Genomic DNA, 14,810 nt, shown 5'->3' with positions numbered 1-14,810 from the left:
AATTTGATATATATTGCAATTTCTATTGTAATTGCCGCAATCGCAGCTTATGAATCGGTAAAAGTATTGTTTATGTTTGTGCTTGTTTTTTCTTGGTTAATCTATAAGAGAAAGCATAGTTTGTTTATCTTAGGTGCTATGTTCATTGGATTTTTTTCCTATTTTTATTTTAATGCTACAATTCCGAAGGCTTCTAATACAGTAAATATAACTAAAATTACGTGGACAGACGATTATCGAATTAATGGAAGATTTGTTCGAGGATTCGCGCTTGGTAATGATCGTAATAAATGGTATGTTCAACTCAAAATACAGTCAGAGCAAGATAAAGAAATTTTGATGAACACATCTCTTTCAGGTAAAACTTTCCGAGTAGATGCACAAGAAGTGACCAAGCACCCTTTGTCTCACGCATATGCTTTTAATATGGATGATTATATAAAAAGTAATGGAGCTGTTGGACAAGTAGAGGTAGAAAACTATCAATATGTAAGGGAAAAACGTGGCTTTGTGAGTTTTATGGCGAGGAAACGATTTGAACTAAAGCGACATATTCAATCGACATTCCCTGTATCCTTACAAGCGGAAGCAGAAGCATTATTAATTGGCAGTCGTGAACAAATGCCTACAGACTTGCAAAATGCCTATCAAACATTAGGAATAACGCATCTATTTGCTATTTCTGGGCTTCATGTAGGCTTAGTTACACTTCTCTTACATGAAATACTCATTCGCATCGGGATAAGAAGGGAAACGGCAAATTGGTTGTTAATCATTGCACTCCCTCTTTATGCATTTTTAGCCGGAGGAGCCCCATCTGTTTGGCGATCAGTTTCTGTAACAGAAATTGTGTTAGTAAGCATGTTGATGAGGCGGAAAATTGCGATTGCTGATGCTTTTTCTCTAAGTGTTATTGGATTTGTATGCTTAAGCCCTTGGGTTGTTTATCAAATTGGTTTTCTATTATCTTATTTAGCCGCCTTTTCGCTTATTTATTCTACTATTCTTTTGAAGAGTAGTACTTCTTATTTAAGACAATCATTTGTAATAACGGCTGTTTGTCAGCTCATGGTCTATCCTATTTTAGTCTATCAATTCTATGAAGTATCCATTTCTTCTTTCCTCGCAAATTTAGTTTTTGTCCCATTATTTTCTTTTATTGTATTACCAACCAATATTTTTTTCTTATTATTAACGTATACATCAACTTCAATCAGTAAACTACTTTTTTCCATTTATGAGCCTCTTCGAAATATTTTGGGTGAGATAATAACTTATTTAGGTAGCTTGCCTTTTCAATTATGGAATCCCATGAAACCTTCCCTTTCATTCATCTTTCTTGCCTATCTTGGCGTTATACTCTTTTTTATATCTATGGAGAGAAGAAAAAATAAACCGTTTAGTTTCATTTTACTTATTTTACCTATGGTAATGATGCATGTCACACCTTATTTGGATGCATCCACTAGAATTACATTTCTAAATGTAGGACAAGGAGATTGCATCATTATTGAAATGCCGTATCGAAAAGAAGTCATCATGATTGATACAGGGGGATTATTAAGATTTGAACAAGAAAAGTGGAAAGAAACAAAAGAACTGTATGAAATAGGGAGACAAATTGTTGTACCGTTTTTAAAAGGGAAAGGAATTACAAAGATTGATACGTTAGTTATTACTCATGCGGATGCAGATCATATGGAAGGTGCCGAAGAAATATTAGAAGAAATAAGGGTAAAAGAAGTTCATATTTCTCCTAACTCGCATAAGAAAGAAGTAATGAAAGATTTAATGGAAGAAGTAGAGAGACAACAAATTCCTCTATATGAAAAAAAAGAAGGCGATCAAATAGCATCAAAATACTTTCATCTACAATATATTAATCCAATGGATTTAGAATATGAAGGCAATAATGATTCACTCGTACTTTCGATGAGAAATAATCATTTCCAAGGACTTTTTACAGGAGATTTGGAGAAAGAAGGGGAAGAGGAAATTGTTCGCAAATATTCAAAAGAACTTCAGCAAATTACATTATTAAAAATAGGTCATCATGGAAGTAAAACATCGAGTATACAATCTTTTTTAGAACTGACTCGCCCTAAAATTTCCATTATTTCAGCTGGATACAATAATCGGTATGGTCATCCCCATCCAGAAGTTGTAGAACGTTTAAATAACTTGAAACTTCCTTTTTTACAAACAGGAACAGATGGAACGATTGAAGTAGAGATTACAAAAAAAGGAGAGATACTAGTAACTACTCCATAATAAAAAATGGTTCTGTCTTTATAGACAAAACCATTTTTTCTTTTTATTATCGAGATACGAACTCAACAATTACTGCAATAGCGAACATAATTGTAAAAAATCCAAAGGAGACACCGAAACCTACGCCTGAGTCTATTGCGTCGTTACGTTTCGACTGTACATTTTGTTCAAACTCATTCATTGTTACCCCTCCTATTTCCACCTAATTATATCGGATTGGCTTCAAAAAATCTATATGCAAACCATCGATTTTTAGATGTCTTCTAGAATGTCACAAATTATTCACTAAATCTACTGTATAATAGGATTAATAACGTAAAGCAAGGAGATTTCCGGGATGATTTCAGAGAAATGGATGAAAATAGCGAACAATAAAATATCAGTAGTTTATTTATTAGTTGGAACAGAAGCTTATTTTATTGAAGAGACATTAAAAAGATTAAAAAGACAATTAAGTGAAAACGGTGAACTAGAAGTAATTAATTTTGATTTAGAAGAAAAAAATGTAGAAGAAGTTATTTATGAAGCAGATACGCTTCCATTTTTTTCAGATAAAAAACTTGTCATTGCTCGAAATGCGTTCTTTTTAAAGGCAACAGAAAAAGGGAAAGAAAAAGTTATCCATGACACAAGTATTTTAGAACAATGGCTGCAAAATCCTTCACCTACAGCAGTTACTGTTTTTATTGCACCTTACGAGAAACTAGATGAACGGAAAAAAGTAACAAAAGCGATGAAACAGTATGCCGATATTATAGAAGTTTCTAGTTTACAGGAACATGATTTGAAAAGTTGGATATTACACGAAGTTTCTAATTTGGGAAAAGCAATTTCAGACGAAGCTTTATCCTTTTTAATCGAAGTAGGTGGATCTAATTTGGTCCATTTACAAACCGAATTATTGAAAATAGCCACTTATTTAGGTGAATTAGCTGAAATTGATGTTGAAACAGTGAGGATGCTTCTTGTACGAACATTAGAGCAGGATGTATTTACTTTGGGAAATGCTTATTTAACCGGAAATAAAAGTGAAGCAATTGAAATTTATCATGATTTATTAAAACGAAAAGAAGATCCCTTGAAGTTGAATGCTTTAATAGCTTCACAAGTCCGTTTAATGATTCAAGTAAGCTACTTAAAGAAAAAGGGATACCATGCCCAACAAATTGCAAATCAGCTTAAGGTGCACCCGTATCGCGTAAAATTACTATTCGACAATCCAGGTCTACAAAATGAAAAAAAACTACTTACAACATTAAACGATCTTGCAACAGTAGATGTACAGTTGAAAACATTGAATATTAATCGAGACAGGATATTAGAAATGTTTTTGATGAAATGAGTAAATTGATTTGCGCATAACAAGCTATAGGAGTAATTTGGAGCTTGCGGCAATCGGACATCTGTTTAGAAACCCGAAAAAAGAAAGACTGACCGATAGATATCGGATCAGTCTTTTTAATTACGCTTTTTTCATTAATTGAGACTTCTTACGAGAAGCTGCGTTTTTATGAATTAAACCTTTTGAAGCTGCTTTTTCAACTTGTTGAATCGCAGTTTTAATAAGTTCTTTTGCGTTTTCATCGTTATTAAGTGCAGCAGTATCAGCTTTTTTCACAGCAGTACGCATAGCTGATTTTGCTTTCGTATTTTGAGCATTTAATGTCTCATTTTTCTTAACACGTTTAATAGCGGATTTAATATTTGGCATACCTTTCACCTCCTAGTAAGGTCTGAGATGATACTTTAATGTGTTGAAAACTGTCTAATACAACAAGCATTATTTTAACAAACGAAAAAACAAATTGCAATATATAAATGCTAAGAATATTTACTTGACACTTGTACAAACTATTTTGGAGGTGAAATTTATGTGGGGACGAACTGATTTATTAGATGAATCGGATGAAATGGTAAAGCATCGAACCGCGGAAGAAAAGGACGTTTTAACAGATTCAGAAGGTATAAAATTTGAGGAAAGTCGCAACGGAGCAGTATTAATAACTTCCATCGAAGTAAATGAAAATGGGGAAAAAAGAATTGGAAAGAAAAAAGGGAAGTATATAACACTAACTGATTTGACCGTTAATCCAGATGATCAAGAAAGTTTTGAAGCGTTAAAAAAAATCTTTATTCAAAAGCTAGAAGAGATGCATGAAAATTTATTATTAACCAAATCATCTAAAGTCTTAATAATTGGCTTAGGAAATTCTACCATTACTCCTGACGCCATTGGTCCGAAAGCGATTGAATATTTACAAAGTTCTTCTATATCGCAAATGGAAAGCAATGTAAAAGTGGTTATGTACGCTCCAGGAGTAACTGGGCAAACTGGATTTGAAACAAGTAATTTTATTGAGGCGATAAGTAAAGCGTTTCAACCTGACTTAATCGTTGTTTTAGATGCACTTGCAGCGAGAAATAGTGAACGACTTTGTAAAACTATTCAACTCACAAATACAGGTATTCATCCTGGTTCCGGAGTAGGAAATGAAAGAAAAGAAGTATCCGAAGAAGTTTATGGTATACCAGTAACTGCAATAGGTATTCCTATGGTAGTAGATGGTCCGGTTCTATACGCAGATGCAATGGAGCATGTTATTCATTATATTGCTTCTAAAATTGAAGAAAAAGAAAGTCCATCCTCTGCTTTAGCTGTGACTCCAATGGTATCAAGCAAAAAATCTTCACTTGATAAAAAGGTGTTACAACCGATTTTTGGAGAATGGGTGACTTGGCCAACAGAAGAGAAAAGAAAGTTATTTGAGGAAGTATTTGTAGGGAAAAACTCATCGTTATTTGTTACGCCAAAAGAAACTGATGCTTGGGTGGAACAATATGCATATTTGCTATCAGAGGGAATTGAAACGTGGATTACTAATAGATAATTTAGAACCAATAGCCTCTTTTTCACCCATATTGATGGATTAGACAATTTTTCACGTGCTTCTTCTGTGCATGCTCGTCGCAGAAGAACGTTAACCCGAATGTTCTAAAAAAACTCTTCTCATCATACGATTATTTGAGGAGAGTGGAAATTATGGCTAATTCCCTGAAGAATTTAACGAGCATTTTATTACTATTATTTTTAACTCCCATTATTATCGCTACAATCCAAACACCTCTTTCAACGCAACAAATAGTAGAAAATAAAAAAGAGGACACGCCTGTAGTTTATGCGGCCCAATTAGAATCAAAACCGGACATCACAGAAATAATAGAACCTAAAAAAGCTTTTGTATATTTCACGCATGCTCATGAAGCATATAAGCCGATTCTGGCAGACAAAGGAGAAAAAATTGCAATATATGATCCAATAACTAATATTTCTACCTTTCAAGAGCAAATAGCTGCCCAATTTGCATTTCATCAAGTAGATACTCAGTTTTTAGAGGATCATAACCCAGAAGTAATGGACAATTATAATACAATCCGACCATTTGTTCAAAATGCAATAGCACATAGTGATTATGATATTGTATTGGATATTCATAGAGACGCACTAAAAGCAAAAGTTACAACTCTTCGAAATGGTGAAGAAACCTATGCAAAATTTATATTTGTTATTGGTGGAGAGCATGCCAACTACAGATGGAATGAACAACTAGCGCAAAATCTCTCTGATCAATTGAATAAAATAGTACCTGGCATCTCAAGAGGAGTTATAGTTAAAACTGGTAAAGGAGTAGATGGTGTTTACAACCAAGACCTTGCTAAAAACCTATTAGTTGTTGAACTTGGTGGTGTTGATAACACCGAACAAGAGGTAGATCGCTCCATCGCTATTTTAGCAAAGGCTATTTCGAATATGTTCAATCAGCAATTACCGTCTTAAACAAGAAGAGATTGAGCGATTATAGCTTAATCTCTTTTTCCTGTTGAAAAGTGTATATTCATATTGTTAGGTGCCTATGCGCTCGCTTTGGGAGCGTATGGACTCAGTTTAGGTACTTATAGCGGATACTTAGGTGCTTATAGCAACTATTTAGGTGGACATGCATTCGGTAGGTGCTCATGGTCTCGCTTTAGGTGCAGATAGACTAAGCGTAGTTGCTTATAAGAAGTGGTTTTCATATTACTAGGACTTGATCTTTATTCTTTATTTCCTTTTGCTTTACAGAATTTATAGTACTCAGTAGGGTATTATTAGATCTAGTGGAACTTAAGAAAATAGGTAGAATCCATTGTTAAAGAAGTGCTGAGCCGACGAAATTGTATCTTCGTCCGCTTTTAAAAGAGTAGGAAAGGATCTTATCCCTCATTATCCAAACTAAGTGCATCTTGTCTTTACATATTCCAAGAGGGCGACGGACAAACATCCGCCACAAGATTACCGAAACTGGCTATTGAAGTGACCCAGTCACTTCAATAGCCGAATTACTACTGGAATAGTGTAGCCAAGGCTTAGTCTAAAGCACTCTGAAATCGGTGAAGATAGGACGCACTTAAAGAGTGCTTGCGCTTTTCTCATTCGCTAGATTGTCTTACTATCAGGTTTTTGTTAAGATTAAATTCTGGGAAAAAAATAAATAACATAAAGCGCAAATAATACATAATAACAATAAATTGCGAAATGAAAACTATTATGCGTTACTTAACGACATGTTGTCTGGTATAATTCTTAGTAGTTTAATTAGGAGTGAACAAGCATGAATCATGAACAAAGAATGGAACGTCAGAAAAAAATCCGTAACTTTTCGATTATTGCCCACATTGACCATGGAAAATCAACTTTGGCAGATCGTATTTTAGAGAAAACAAAAACATTAACTTCTCGTGAAATGAAAGCCCAGTTACTCGATTCGATGGACCTAGAGCGAGAAAGAGGAATTACCATCAAACTGAATGCTGTTCAGTTAACGTATACAGCTAAAAATGGAGAAGAATATATCTTTCATCTGATTGACACACCTGGACATGTCGATTTTACATATGAAGTTTCCAGAAGTTTAGCCGCATGTGAAGGAGCTATTTTAGTTGTCGATGCTGCACAAGGTATTGAAGCACAGACGCTAGCAAATGTGTATTTGGCATTAGATAATGATTTAGAAATATTGCCAGTTATTAACAAAATAGATTTACCAGCTGCTGATCCAGAACGTGTAAGAAAAGAAGTGGAAGAAGTAATTGGACTTGATGCTTCGGAAGCAGTTCTTGCATCTGCAAAAGCAGGAATAGGTATTGAAGAAATTTTAGAACAAATTGTAGAGAAAGTTCCTGCGCCAACTGGAGATCCTTCTGCACCGTTAAAAGCGTTGATCTTCGACTCATTATTTGACCCTTACCGAGGCGTAATTGTATATATCCGAATTATGGAAGGAACTGTTAAACCGGGAGACACGATAAAAATGATGTCTTCTGGTAAAGAATTCGAAGTTGTTGAAACGGGTGTATTCACACCAAAAACAACCCAACGCTCTGAGCTAACGGTTGGAGATGTTGGCTTCTTAACTGCTTCGATGAAACATGTAGGAGATTCCAGTGTAGGGGATACTATTACATTAGCTTCAAACCCTGCAACAGAAGCTTTAACGGGATATCGCAAAATGAACCCGATGGTATTCTGTGGATTGTATCCGATTGATAACACGAAATACGTCGACTTACGTGATGCACTTGAAAAGCTACAGTTGAATGACTCAGCACTAGAGTTCGAACCCGAGACATCTCAAGCATTGGGATTTGGTTATCGATGTGGTTTCTTAGGTTTACTGCATATGGAAATTATTCAAGAGCGCATCGAACGCGAATTTAAAATAGATTTAATCACAACCGCACCAAGTGTTGTTTATGATGTGAAGCTAACGAACGGTGAAACTATGAAAGTAGACAACCCATCGATGATGCCAGATGTCCAAAAAGTAGATACGATTGAAGAGCCATTTGTGAAAGCTTCTATCATGGTTCCAGAAGACTATGTAGGGTCTGTAATGGAATTATGCCAACGTAAACGTGGTAATTTTATTACAATGGATTTCTTATCTAAAGCACGCGTTAATATCATTTATGAAATTCCATTATCTGAAATTGTATATGACTTTTTTGATTCTTTAAAATCGAGCACAAAAGGATATGCTTCTTTTGATTATGAGTTAATTGGATACAAAGAATCGAAACTAGTGAAAATGGATATTCTGCTGAATAGCGAAAAAGTAGATGCTTTAAGCTTTATCGTCCACAAAGATTTTGCTTATGACCGTGGAAAAGTGATTGTTGAAAAATTAAAAGCCCTTATTCCAAGACAACAATTTGAAGTGCCAGTTCAAGCTGCCATTGGTCAAAAAATAGTGGCTCGTTCTACCATCAAATCAATAGGTAAAAATGTTTTAGCTAAATGTTATGGTGGAGATATTTCACGTAAACGTAAATTGCTTGATAAACAAAAAGAAGGTAAGAAACGAATGAAACAAGTTGGTTCTGTTGAAGTTCCGCAAGAAGCATTTATGGCAGTTCTGAAAATGGACGAGCCGAATAAATAAATAAAAAAAGGAAGGGGGCACTAGTAGCCTCCTTTTTCCTTTATAGAAAGCAGGAAGTCATATGGCACGTGGGGTATATATCCACATTCCTTTTTGTCATCAAATTTGTAATTATTGCGATTTCAATAAATTTTTCTTTCATAACCAACCGGTGGATGAATATATAGAATCATTAGGTAGAGAAATGGAATTGTATACGGAACAATATAAAAATAAACCAATTGAAACTATTTTTATCGGTGGGGGAACTCCTACATCTTTATCTGAAGCTCAGTTAGAGCGCTTATTTTCATTGATCCATCAATACATTCCCTTAAAAGATGTTGTAGAGTTTACCTCGGAAGCGAACCCAGATGAGTTAACATATGAAAAAATGAAACTAATGCATACTTCTGGAGTAAATAGATTAAGTATGGGAGTTCAAACATTTGATCAAGAACTACTAAAAGTACTTGGTAGAACACATTCGAACGAACATGTGTATGCAGTAATTGAAAATGCTAAAAAGATAGGTTTTCCATCTATCAGCATGGACTTAATGTATGGTTTACCAAACCAAACAATGGAACAGTGGAAGCATTCTTTAAAAGAAGTATTTCGACTAAAAATTCCTCATATTTCAGCTTATTCTTTGATAGTTGAACCAAAAACGATTTTTTATAACTTAATGTCAAAAGGAAAACTTTCTTTACCAGGGGAAGATTTAGAAGCGGACATGTATGGATACTTATTGGATGAAATGCAAAAACAGGGCTACAATCAATATGAAATTAGTAACTTTTCCTTCAAAGGGAAAGAATCTAGGCATAATTTACTTTACTGGGATAATGATGAATATATAGGATTAGGAGCCGGAGCTCATGGCTATGTAAATAATAATCGATATTCGAATCACGGACCTTTAAAGAAGTATATGCAAACCTTGGATTTAAATGAAAAACCTATTATGCTACAAAAAGAAGTTACGAATGTTGAAAAAATGGAAGAGGAAATGTTTTTAGGATTGCGTAAAAATGCAGGAGTTTCTTTAGAAAGATTTAAAATTCGCTTTGGAAAGCCATTACAAGATATTTATGGGAATCAGTTAGATGAACTTGTTCAAAAACAATTGATTGTTATTGAAGATAATTACGTAAAACTTACTCGTCGTGGTCGTTTTGTTGGAAATGAAGTATTTCAATATTTTCTTCAATAAATAAAATCATATTCGTTGACAGTTTTCTTTAGATTTGATACCTTTTATATGAGTATTAGCACTCTCAATGAACGAGTGCTAACAGAGGTGATAATCATGCTAACTAATAGGCAATTATTAATATTGCAAGTAACGGTAGATGATTTTATTGAAACCGCTCAGCCAGTTGGATCTCGTCAAATTTCGAAAAAGGAGGAAGTTCCATATAGTCCTGCTACCATTCGAAATGATATGGCGGATTTAGAAGACATGGGATTCTTAGAGAAAACTCATACTTCGTCTGGGCGTGTCCCTTCTGAAAAAGGGTACCGTTATTATGTAGACAATATGTTAACTCCACAACGAGTATCGAAAGACGAGATTAAGCAAATTCGATCTGTGTTTGAAGAACGAATGGTGGAGACGGAGCAAATTATTCGTAAATCAGCAACGATTTTGTCTGAACTAACGAATTACACCTCCATATTACTAGGAATGGATGTTAGAAAACATCGAGTAAAACGATTTTCAATCGTCCCACTTTCGGATGATTCCGCTGTTGCGATAATCGTTACAGATAGTGGACATGTTGAAAATCGAGTATTTTCAATCCCCGAAACCTATACTTCATCGGATATTGAACGAATGGTTAATTTGCTAAACGACAGCTTAATAGGAGTTCATTTACATGATCTGCCAGGAAAGTTGGAAGCTGTTACACACTCTTTATTAAAACAGCGTGTAGGACATTTTAATAATCTTTTAAGTTCATTTAATAAGTCCATGGGGATAGAGCAAGAGGACAAAGTATACTACGGTGGTAAAATGCATCTGTTGAATCAACCTGAATTTAATGATTTAGAAAAAGCTCGAAGTATTATGTACTTGATGGATCATGTAAGACAAATTCCTAGTATTTTCCCTGTTGATAAAAAAGGAATTCAAATCCGAATCGGTTCCGAAAACAATCATCTAGCTATGGAGGACTGTAGTGTTATTACAGCTTCTTATGCGATTGGTGAAGAGCAAATGGGTTCTATAGCAATAATTGGTCCTACACGTATGGATTATAAGCGTGTCGTTTCTTTACTCGATGTAATGAGTACCGATTTATCAAGAGAATTATCTAGAATATTAAATGGTCATCATGGATAAGGGGGATGCAAGCATGCCAAAACATAAAGATGAAACAGTTGAAGAATTAGAAATTGAAAAGTTGGAAGAACAAGAACAAATGACTTCTGAAGAAGAAACTACGGAAGAAGCGATCGATGAAGTTTTGGAAGTGGATGAACTTACGCTTGTTAAACAAGAATTGGAAGAAGAAAAAAACAAGTCCATTCGATTAAGAGCGGATTTTGAAAATTATAAGCGCAGAGTTCAACTAGACAAGGAAGCAGATTATAAATACCGTGCACAGACTGTTTTAACAGACATTTTGCCAGTATTAGATAACTTCGAACGAGCACTAGCCGTTCCAACGACATCTGAGGAAGCAGCTTCTTTAGTAAAAGGTGTAGAAATGGTCTATCGCACATTACTAGATGCTGTATCAAAAGAAGGTCTTGAGCCAATTGAATCGGAAGGTGTTCCATTTGACCCTAATTTCCATCAAGCGGTTATGCAAGAACAAGACGACTCAAAAGATTCTGGAATTGTGCTTCAAGAATTACAAAAAGGGTATAAGTTAAAAGATAGAATACTACGACCTTCTATGGTTAAAGTAAACGAATAGTTCAGTCTAAATAGAATTATTCTACAGAATAACACGATACTTAGTTATAAATTAGGAGGAAAAATATATGTCTAAAATTATTGGTATTGACTTAGGAACAACAAACTCATGTGTATCTGTATTAGAAGGTGGAGAACCAAAAGTAATTCCAAATCCAGAAGGAAACCGTACAACACCATCTGTAGTTGCTTTTAAAAATGGAGAAAAACAAGTTGGGGAAGTGGCTAAACGTCAATCCATAACAAACCCAAATACGATTGCTTCTGTTAAACGATTAATGGGTACAAATGAAAAAGTAAAAGCAGAAGATAAAGAATATACACCTCAAGAAGTTTCTGCAATGATCCTTCAATACTTAAAAGGGTATGCGGAAGAATACTTAGGAGAAAAAGTAACGAAAGCTGTCATTACAGTTCCAGCTTACTTTAACGACGCAGAGCGTCAAGCGACAAAAGATGCTGGTCGTATCGCTGGACTTGAAGTTGAACGTATTATCAATGAACCAACTGCAGCTGCACTTGCATACGGTTTAGATAAAATGGATCATGATGAAAAAATTCTAGTATATGATTTAGGTGGAGGTACTTTTGACGTATCTATCCTAGAACTTGGTGATGGTGTATTTGAAGTACTTGCAACTGCTGGCGACAACCGTCTTGGTGGAGATGACTTTGACCAAATAGTAATGGATTACCTAGTACAAGAATTCAAAAAAGATAATGGAATTGACTTATCACAAGATAAAATGGCAGTTCAACGTCTAAAAGATGCAGCTGAAAAAGCAAAAAAAGATTTATCAGGTGTCACATCAACACAAATTTCACTACCATTCATCACTGCAGGCGAAGCGGGACCTCTTCACTTAGAAGTTACAATGACTCGTGCAAAATTCGATGATTTAACAGCAAGTTTAGTAGAGCGTACAATGGTACCAACTCGTCAAGCGATGAAAGATGCAGGTTTATCAGCGTCTCAAATTGACAAAGTAATCCTTGTAGGAGGATCTACTCGTATTCCAGCCGTACAAGATGCGATTAAAAAAGAAACTGGTAAAGAACCACATAAAGGTGTAAATCCAGATGAAGTTGTAGCGATGGGTGCTGCAGTTCAAGGTGGAGTATTGACTGGAGATGTAAAAGACGTTGTATTACTTGACGTAACACCTCTTTCATTAGGTATTGAAACAATGGGCGGCGTATTCACAAAGTTAATCGAACGTAATACGACAATCCCTACGTCAAAATCCCAAACTTTCTCAACTGCAGCAGATAACCAACCAGCAGTTGATATTCACGTGTTACAAGGTGAACGTCCAATGGCTACTGATAACAAAACACTTGGCCGTTTTCAACTTTCGGATATTCCACCAGCACCACGTGGTATTCCACAAATCGAAGTAACATTCGATATTGACAAAAATGGTATCGTAAATGTTAAGGCGAAAGACCTTGGTACACAAAAAGAACAAAATATTACAATTCAATCGAACTCTTCACTTTCTGATGAAGAAATTGAACGTATGGTAAAAGAAGCAGAAGCTAACGCGGAAGCAGATAAAGTTCGTAAAGAAGAAGCAGAAGTGAAAAATGAAGCAGATCAATTAGTATTTATGACTGAAAAAACATTAAAAGATTTAGAGGATAAAGTATCAGAAGAAGAGAAAAAATCTGCTGAAGATGCGAAAGAAGAGTTAAAAGCTGCTCTAGAAGCTGGCAACTTGGAAGAAATTAAAACGAAAAAAGATAAGTTAAACGAAATCGTTCAACAATTAACAATGAAACTGTATGAACAAGCGCAAGCAGATGCTGCTGCAAATGCCGGCGGTCAAGCGGATGCAACGGATGACGGTGTTGTTGACGCAGAGTTTGAAGAAGTAAACGACGATAAAGATAAGTAAGATAGTCGGTAGGGGAAAAGTCAAAGACCGTTTTCGGCTTTGGCTTTTCTTTCTGTTTAGACTAGATTATTTTTCCGTGTTACAATATTCATTACATGTAGGTAAAGAGTAGGAGAGTGAAAGATGAATAAGCGTGATTATTACGAAGTACTTGGTTTGTCTAAAAGTGCTTCTCCAGAAGAGATAAAGAAAGCTTATCGAAAGCTTTCGAAACAATATCACCCCGATATTAACAAAGCAGCAGATGCTGAGGATAAATTCAAAGAAATATCAGAAGCATATGAAGTGTTAAGTGATGACCAAAAACGTGCGCAATATGATCAATTTGGCCACGCAGGACCGAACCAAGGATTTGGTGGCGGCGGAGATGGTTTCGGTTTTGAGGATATTTTCAGTTCATTTTTTGGTGGTGGAGGTGGATCGCGTAGACGAGATCCGAATGCACCAAGAAAAGGTGATGATCTTCAATATTCCATGACAATTGAGTTTGAAGAAGCAGTATTTGGGAAAGAAAAAGAAATTGAAATTGCGAAAGAAGAAACTTGTGATACATGTAGTGGGAGTGGAGCAAAACCTGGAACACACCCAGAAAAATGTTCACAATGTAATGGAGCAGGTCAAGTAAATGTGACGCAAGATACTCCATTCGGACGTATTCAAACAAAACGTGCATGTAACCACTGTCATGGAGCAGGTAAAATTATTAAAGACAAATGTTCTACTTGCCATGGTAGAGGGACGGTAAATAAACGCAAAAAAATTAAAGTTACCATTCCAGCAGGTGTAGATGACGGTCAACAACTTCGTGTCAGCGGCCAAGGAGAACCTGGTATAAATGGGGGTCCTGCTGGAGACTTATATATTGTATTCCGTGTAAAAGCAGATCCACGATTTGAACGTGATGGGGACGATATTTACTATGAATTGCCTTTAACGTATGCACAGGCAGCGCTAGGGGACGAAATCGAAGTGCCGACTGTACAAGGTAAAGTAAAATTAAAAATTCCTGCAGGAACTCAATCACAAACGAAATTCCGCTTAAAAGGAAAAGGTGTGAAAAACGTTCATGGTTACGGTGTTGGTGATCAGCACGTTATTGTGAAAGTAATCACGCCGAAAAAACTTACGGAAAAACAAAAACAATTACTTCGTGAATTTGCCGAAATAAGTGGAGATATTCCAGAAGAGCAAGGCAGCTCATTGTTTGATAAGATTAAAAAGACATTAAAAGGTGAATAAAGGAGTTGTGCGCAA

Annotated in this window: 12 protein-coding genes; 10 read left to right on the top strand and 2 right to left on the bottom strand. The window is 35.5% G+C overall.

Going from position 1 to position 14,810, the window contains the following annotated elements; genetic code table 11:
* Positions 1–3: 3 nt before the first annotated feature.
* Positions 4–2,271 carry a DNA internalization-related competence protein ComEC/Rec2 gene (locus tag ACEPXG_RS10825; protein ID WP_391202012.1) on the top strand — a complete coding sequence of 756 codons (2,268 nt, stop codon included), beginning with the start codon at positions 4–6 and terminating at the stop codon, positions 2,269–2,271.
* Positions 2,272–2,317: 46 nt separating this feature from the next.
* Here ACEPXG_RS10825 and ACEPXG_RS10820 read toward each other — a convergent pair whose 3' ends face one another.
* A complete protein-coding gene (locus ACEPXG_RS10820) occupies positions 2,318–2,452 on the bottom strand; it encodes a YqzM family protein (RefSeq protein WP_391116121.1) in 135 nt (44 codons plus the stop codon).
* A gap of 156 nt (positions 2,453–2,608) precedes the next feature.
* On the opposite strand from ACEPXG_RS10820, the gene holA reads away from it, so the two are divergent.
* Entirely contained in the window at positions 2,609–3,613 is a 1,005-nt protein-coding gene (holA, locus tag ACEPXG_RS10815) for a DNA polymerase III subunit delta (RefSeq protein ID WP_391202009.1), read from the top strand.
* 120 nt (positions 3,614–3,733) lie between these two features.
* Here holA and rpsT read toward each other — a convergent pair whose 3' ends face one another.
* On the bottom strand, positions 3,734–3,982 hold the full coding sequence (rpsT, locus tag ACEPXG_RS10810) for a 30S ribosomal protein S20 (protein ID WP_151700406.1): 249 nt from the start codon (positions 3,980–3,982) through the stop codon (positions 3,734–3,736).
* Positions 3,983–4,142: 160 nt separating this feature from the next.
* Between rpsT and gpr the strand changes: the two genes are divergently transcribed.
* The 8 genes from gpr (at position 4,143) to dnaJ (ending at position 14,795) form a co-directional block, all read left to right on the top strand.
* Complete coding sequence (gene gpr, locus ACEPXG_RS10805; RefSeq protein WP_391202005.1) at positions 4,143–5,159, top strand: GPR endopeptidase; 1,017 nt, start codon at positions 4,143–4,145, stop codon at positions 5,157–5,159.
* A 152-nt stretch (positions 5,160–5,311) separates the two neighbouring features.
* Positions 5,312–6,106 carry a stage II sporulation protein P gene (spoIIP, locus tag ACEPXG_RS10800; RefSeq protein ID WP_391202002.1) on the top strand — a complete coding sequence of 265 codons (795 nt, stop codon included), beginning with the start codon at positions 5,312–5,314 and terminating at the stop codon, positions 6,104–6,106.
* A gap of 814 nt (positions 6,107–6,920) precedes the next feature.
* Positions 6,921–8,750, top strand: coding sequence for a translation elongation factor 4 (gene lepA / locus ACEPXG_RS10795; protein WP_391201998.1), 1,830 nt, complete (start codon positions 6,921–6,923; stop codon positions 8,748–8,750).
* A 61-nt stretch (positions 8,751–8,811) separates the two neighbouring features.
* Complete coding sequence (gene hemW, locus ACEPXG_RS10790; protein WP_391201995.1) at positions 8,812–9,945, top strand: radical SAM family heme chaperone HemW; 1,134 nt, start codon at positions 8,812–8,814, stop codon at positions 9,943–9,945.
* A 96-nt stretch (positions 9,946–10,041) separates the two neighbouring features.
* Positions 10,042–11,079: a heat-inducible transcriptional repressor HrcA gene (gene hrcA / locus ACEPXG_RS10785; RefSeq protein WP_391201992.1), complete on the top strand. Its 1,038-nt coding sequence runs from the start codon at positions 10,042–10,044 to the stop codon at positions 11,077–11,079.
* A gap of 13 nt (positions 11,080–11,092) precedes the next feature.
* Entirely contained in the window at positions 11,093–11,659 is a 567-nt protein-coding gene (grpE, locus tag ACEPXG_RS10780) for a nucleotide exchange factor GrpE (protein ID WP_391201989.1), read from the top strand.
* Positions 11,660–11,726: 67 nt separating this feature from the next.
* Positions 11,727–13,556, top strand: coding sequence for a molecular chaperone DnaK (dnaK, locus tag ACEPXG_RS10775; RefSeq protein ID WP_391201986.1), 1,830 nt, complete (start codon positions 11,727–11,729; stop codon positions 13,554–13,556).
* A 123-nt stretch (positions 13,557–13,679) separates the two neighbouring features.
* A complete protein-coding gene (gene dnaJ / locus ACEPXG_RS10770) occupies positions 13,680–14,795 on the top strand; it encodes a molecular chaperone DnaJ (RefSeq protein WP_391201983.1) in 1,116 nt (371 codons plus the stop codon).
* Positions 14,796–14,810 lie beyond the last annotated feature (15 nt).

The sequence above is a fragment of the Psychrobacillus sp. L4 genome (assembly GCF_042944905.1).
Taxonomy (GTDB): Bacteria; Bacillota; Bacilli; order Bacillales_A; family Planococcaceae; genus Psychrobacillus.
This window is presented reverse-complemented; position numbering and strand designations above follow the sequence as displayed.

Coding starts and splice junctions, on each gene's coding strand:
- ACEPXG_RS10820 (WP_391116121.1), bottom strand. CDS start 2,452: ATGAATGAGTTTGAACAAAATGTACAGTCGAAACGTAACGACGCAATA.
- holA (WP_391202009.1), top strand. CDS start 2,609: ATGATTTCAGAGAAATGGATGAAAATAGCGAACAATAAAATATCAGTA.
- rpsT (WP_151700406.1), bottom strand. CDS start 3,982: ATGCCAAATATTAAATCCGCTATTAAACGTGTTAAGAAAAATGAGACA.
- gpr (WP_391202005.1), top strand. CDS start 4,143: ATGTGGGGACGAACTGATTTATTAGATGAATCGGATGAAATGGTAAAG.
- spoIIP (WP_391202002.1), top strand. CDS start 5,312: ATGGCTAATTCCCTGAAGAATTTAACGAGCATTTTATTACTATTATTT.
- lepA (WP_391201998.1), top strand. CDS start 6,921: ATGAATCATGAACAAAGAATGGAACGTCAGAAAAAAATCCGTAACTTT.
- hemW (WP_391201995.1), top strand. CDS start 8,812: ATGGCACGTGGGGTATATATCCACATTCCTTTTTGTCATCAAATTTGT.
- hrcA (WP_391201992.1), top strand. CDS start 10,042: ATGCTAACTAATAGGCAATTATTAATATTGCAAGTAACGGTAGATGAT.
- grpE (WP_391201989.1), top strand. CDS start 11,093: ATGCCAAAACATAAAGATGAAACAGTTGAAGAATTAGAAATTGAAAAG.
- dnaK (WP_391201986.1), top strand. CDS start 11,727: ATGTCTAAAATTATTGGTATTGACTTAGGAACAACAAACTCATGTGTA.
- dnaJ (WP_391201983.1), top strand. CDS start 13,680: ATGAATAAGCGTGATTATTACGAAGTACTTGGTTTGTCTAAAAGTGCT.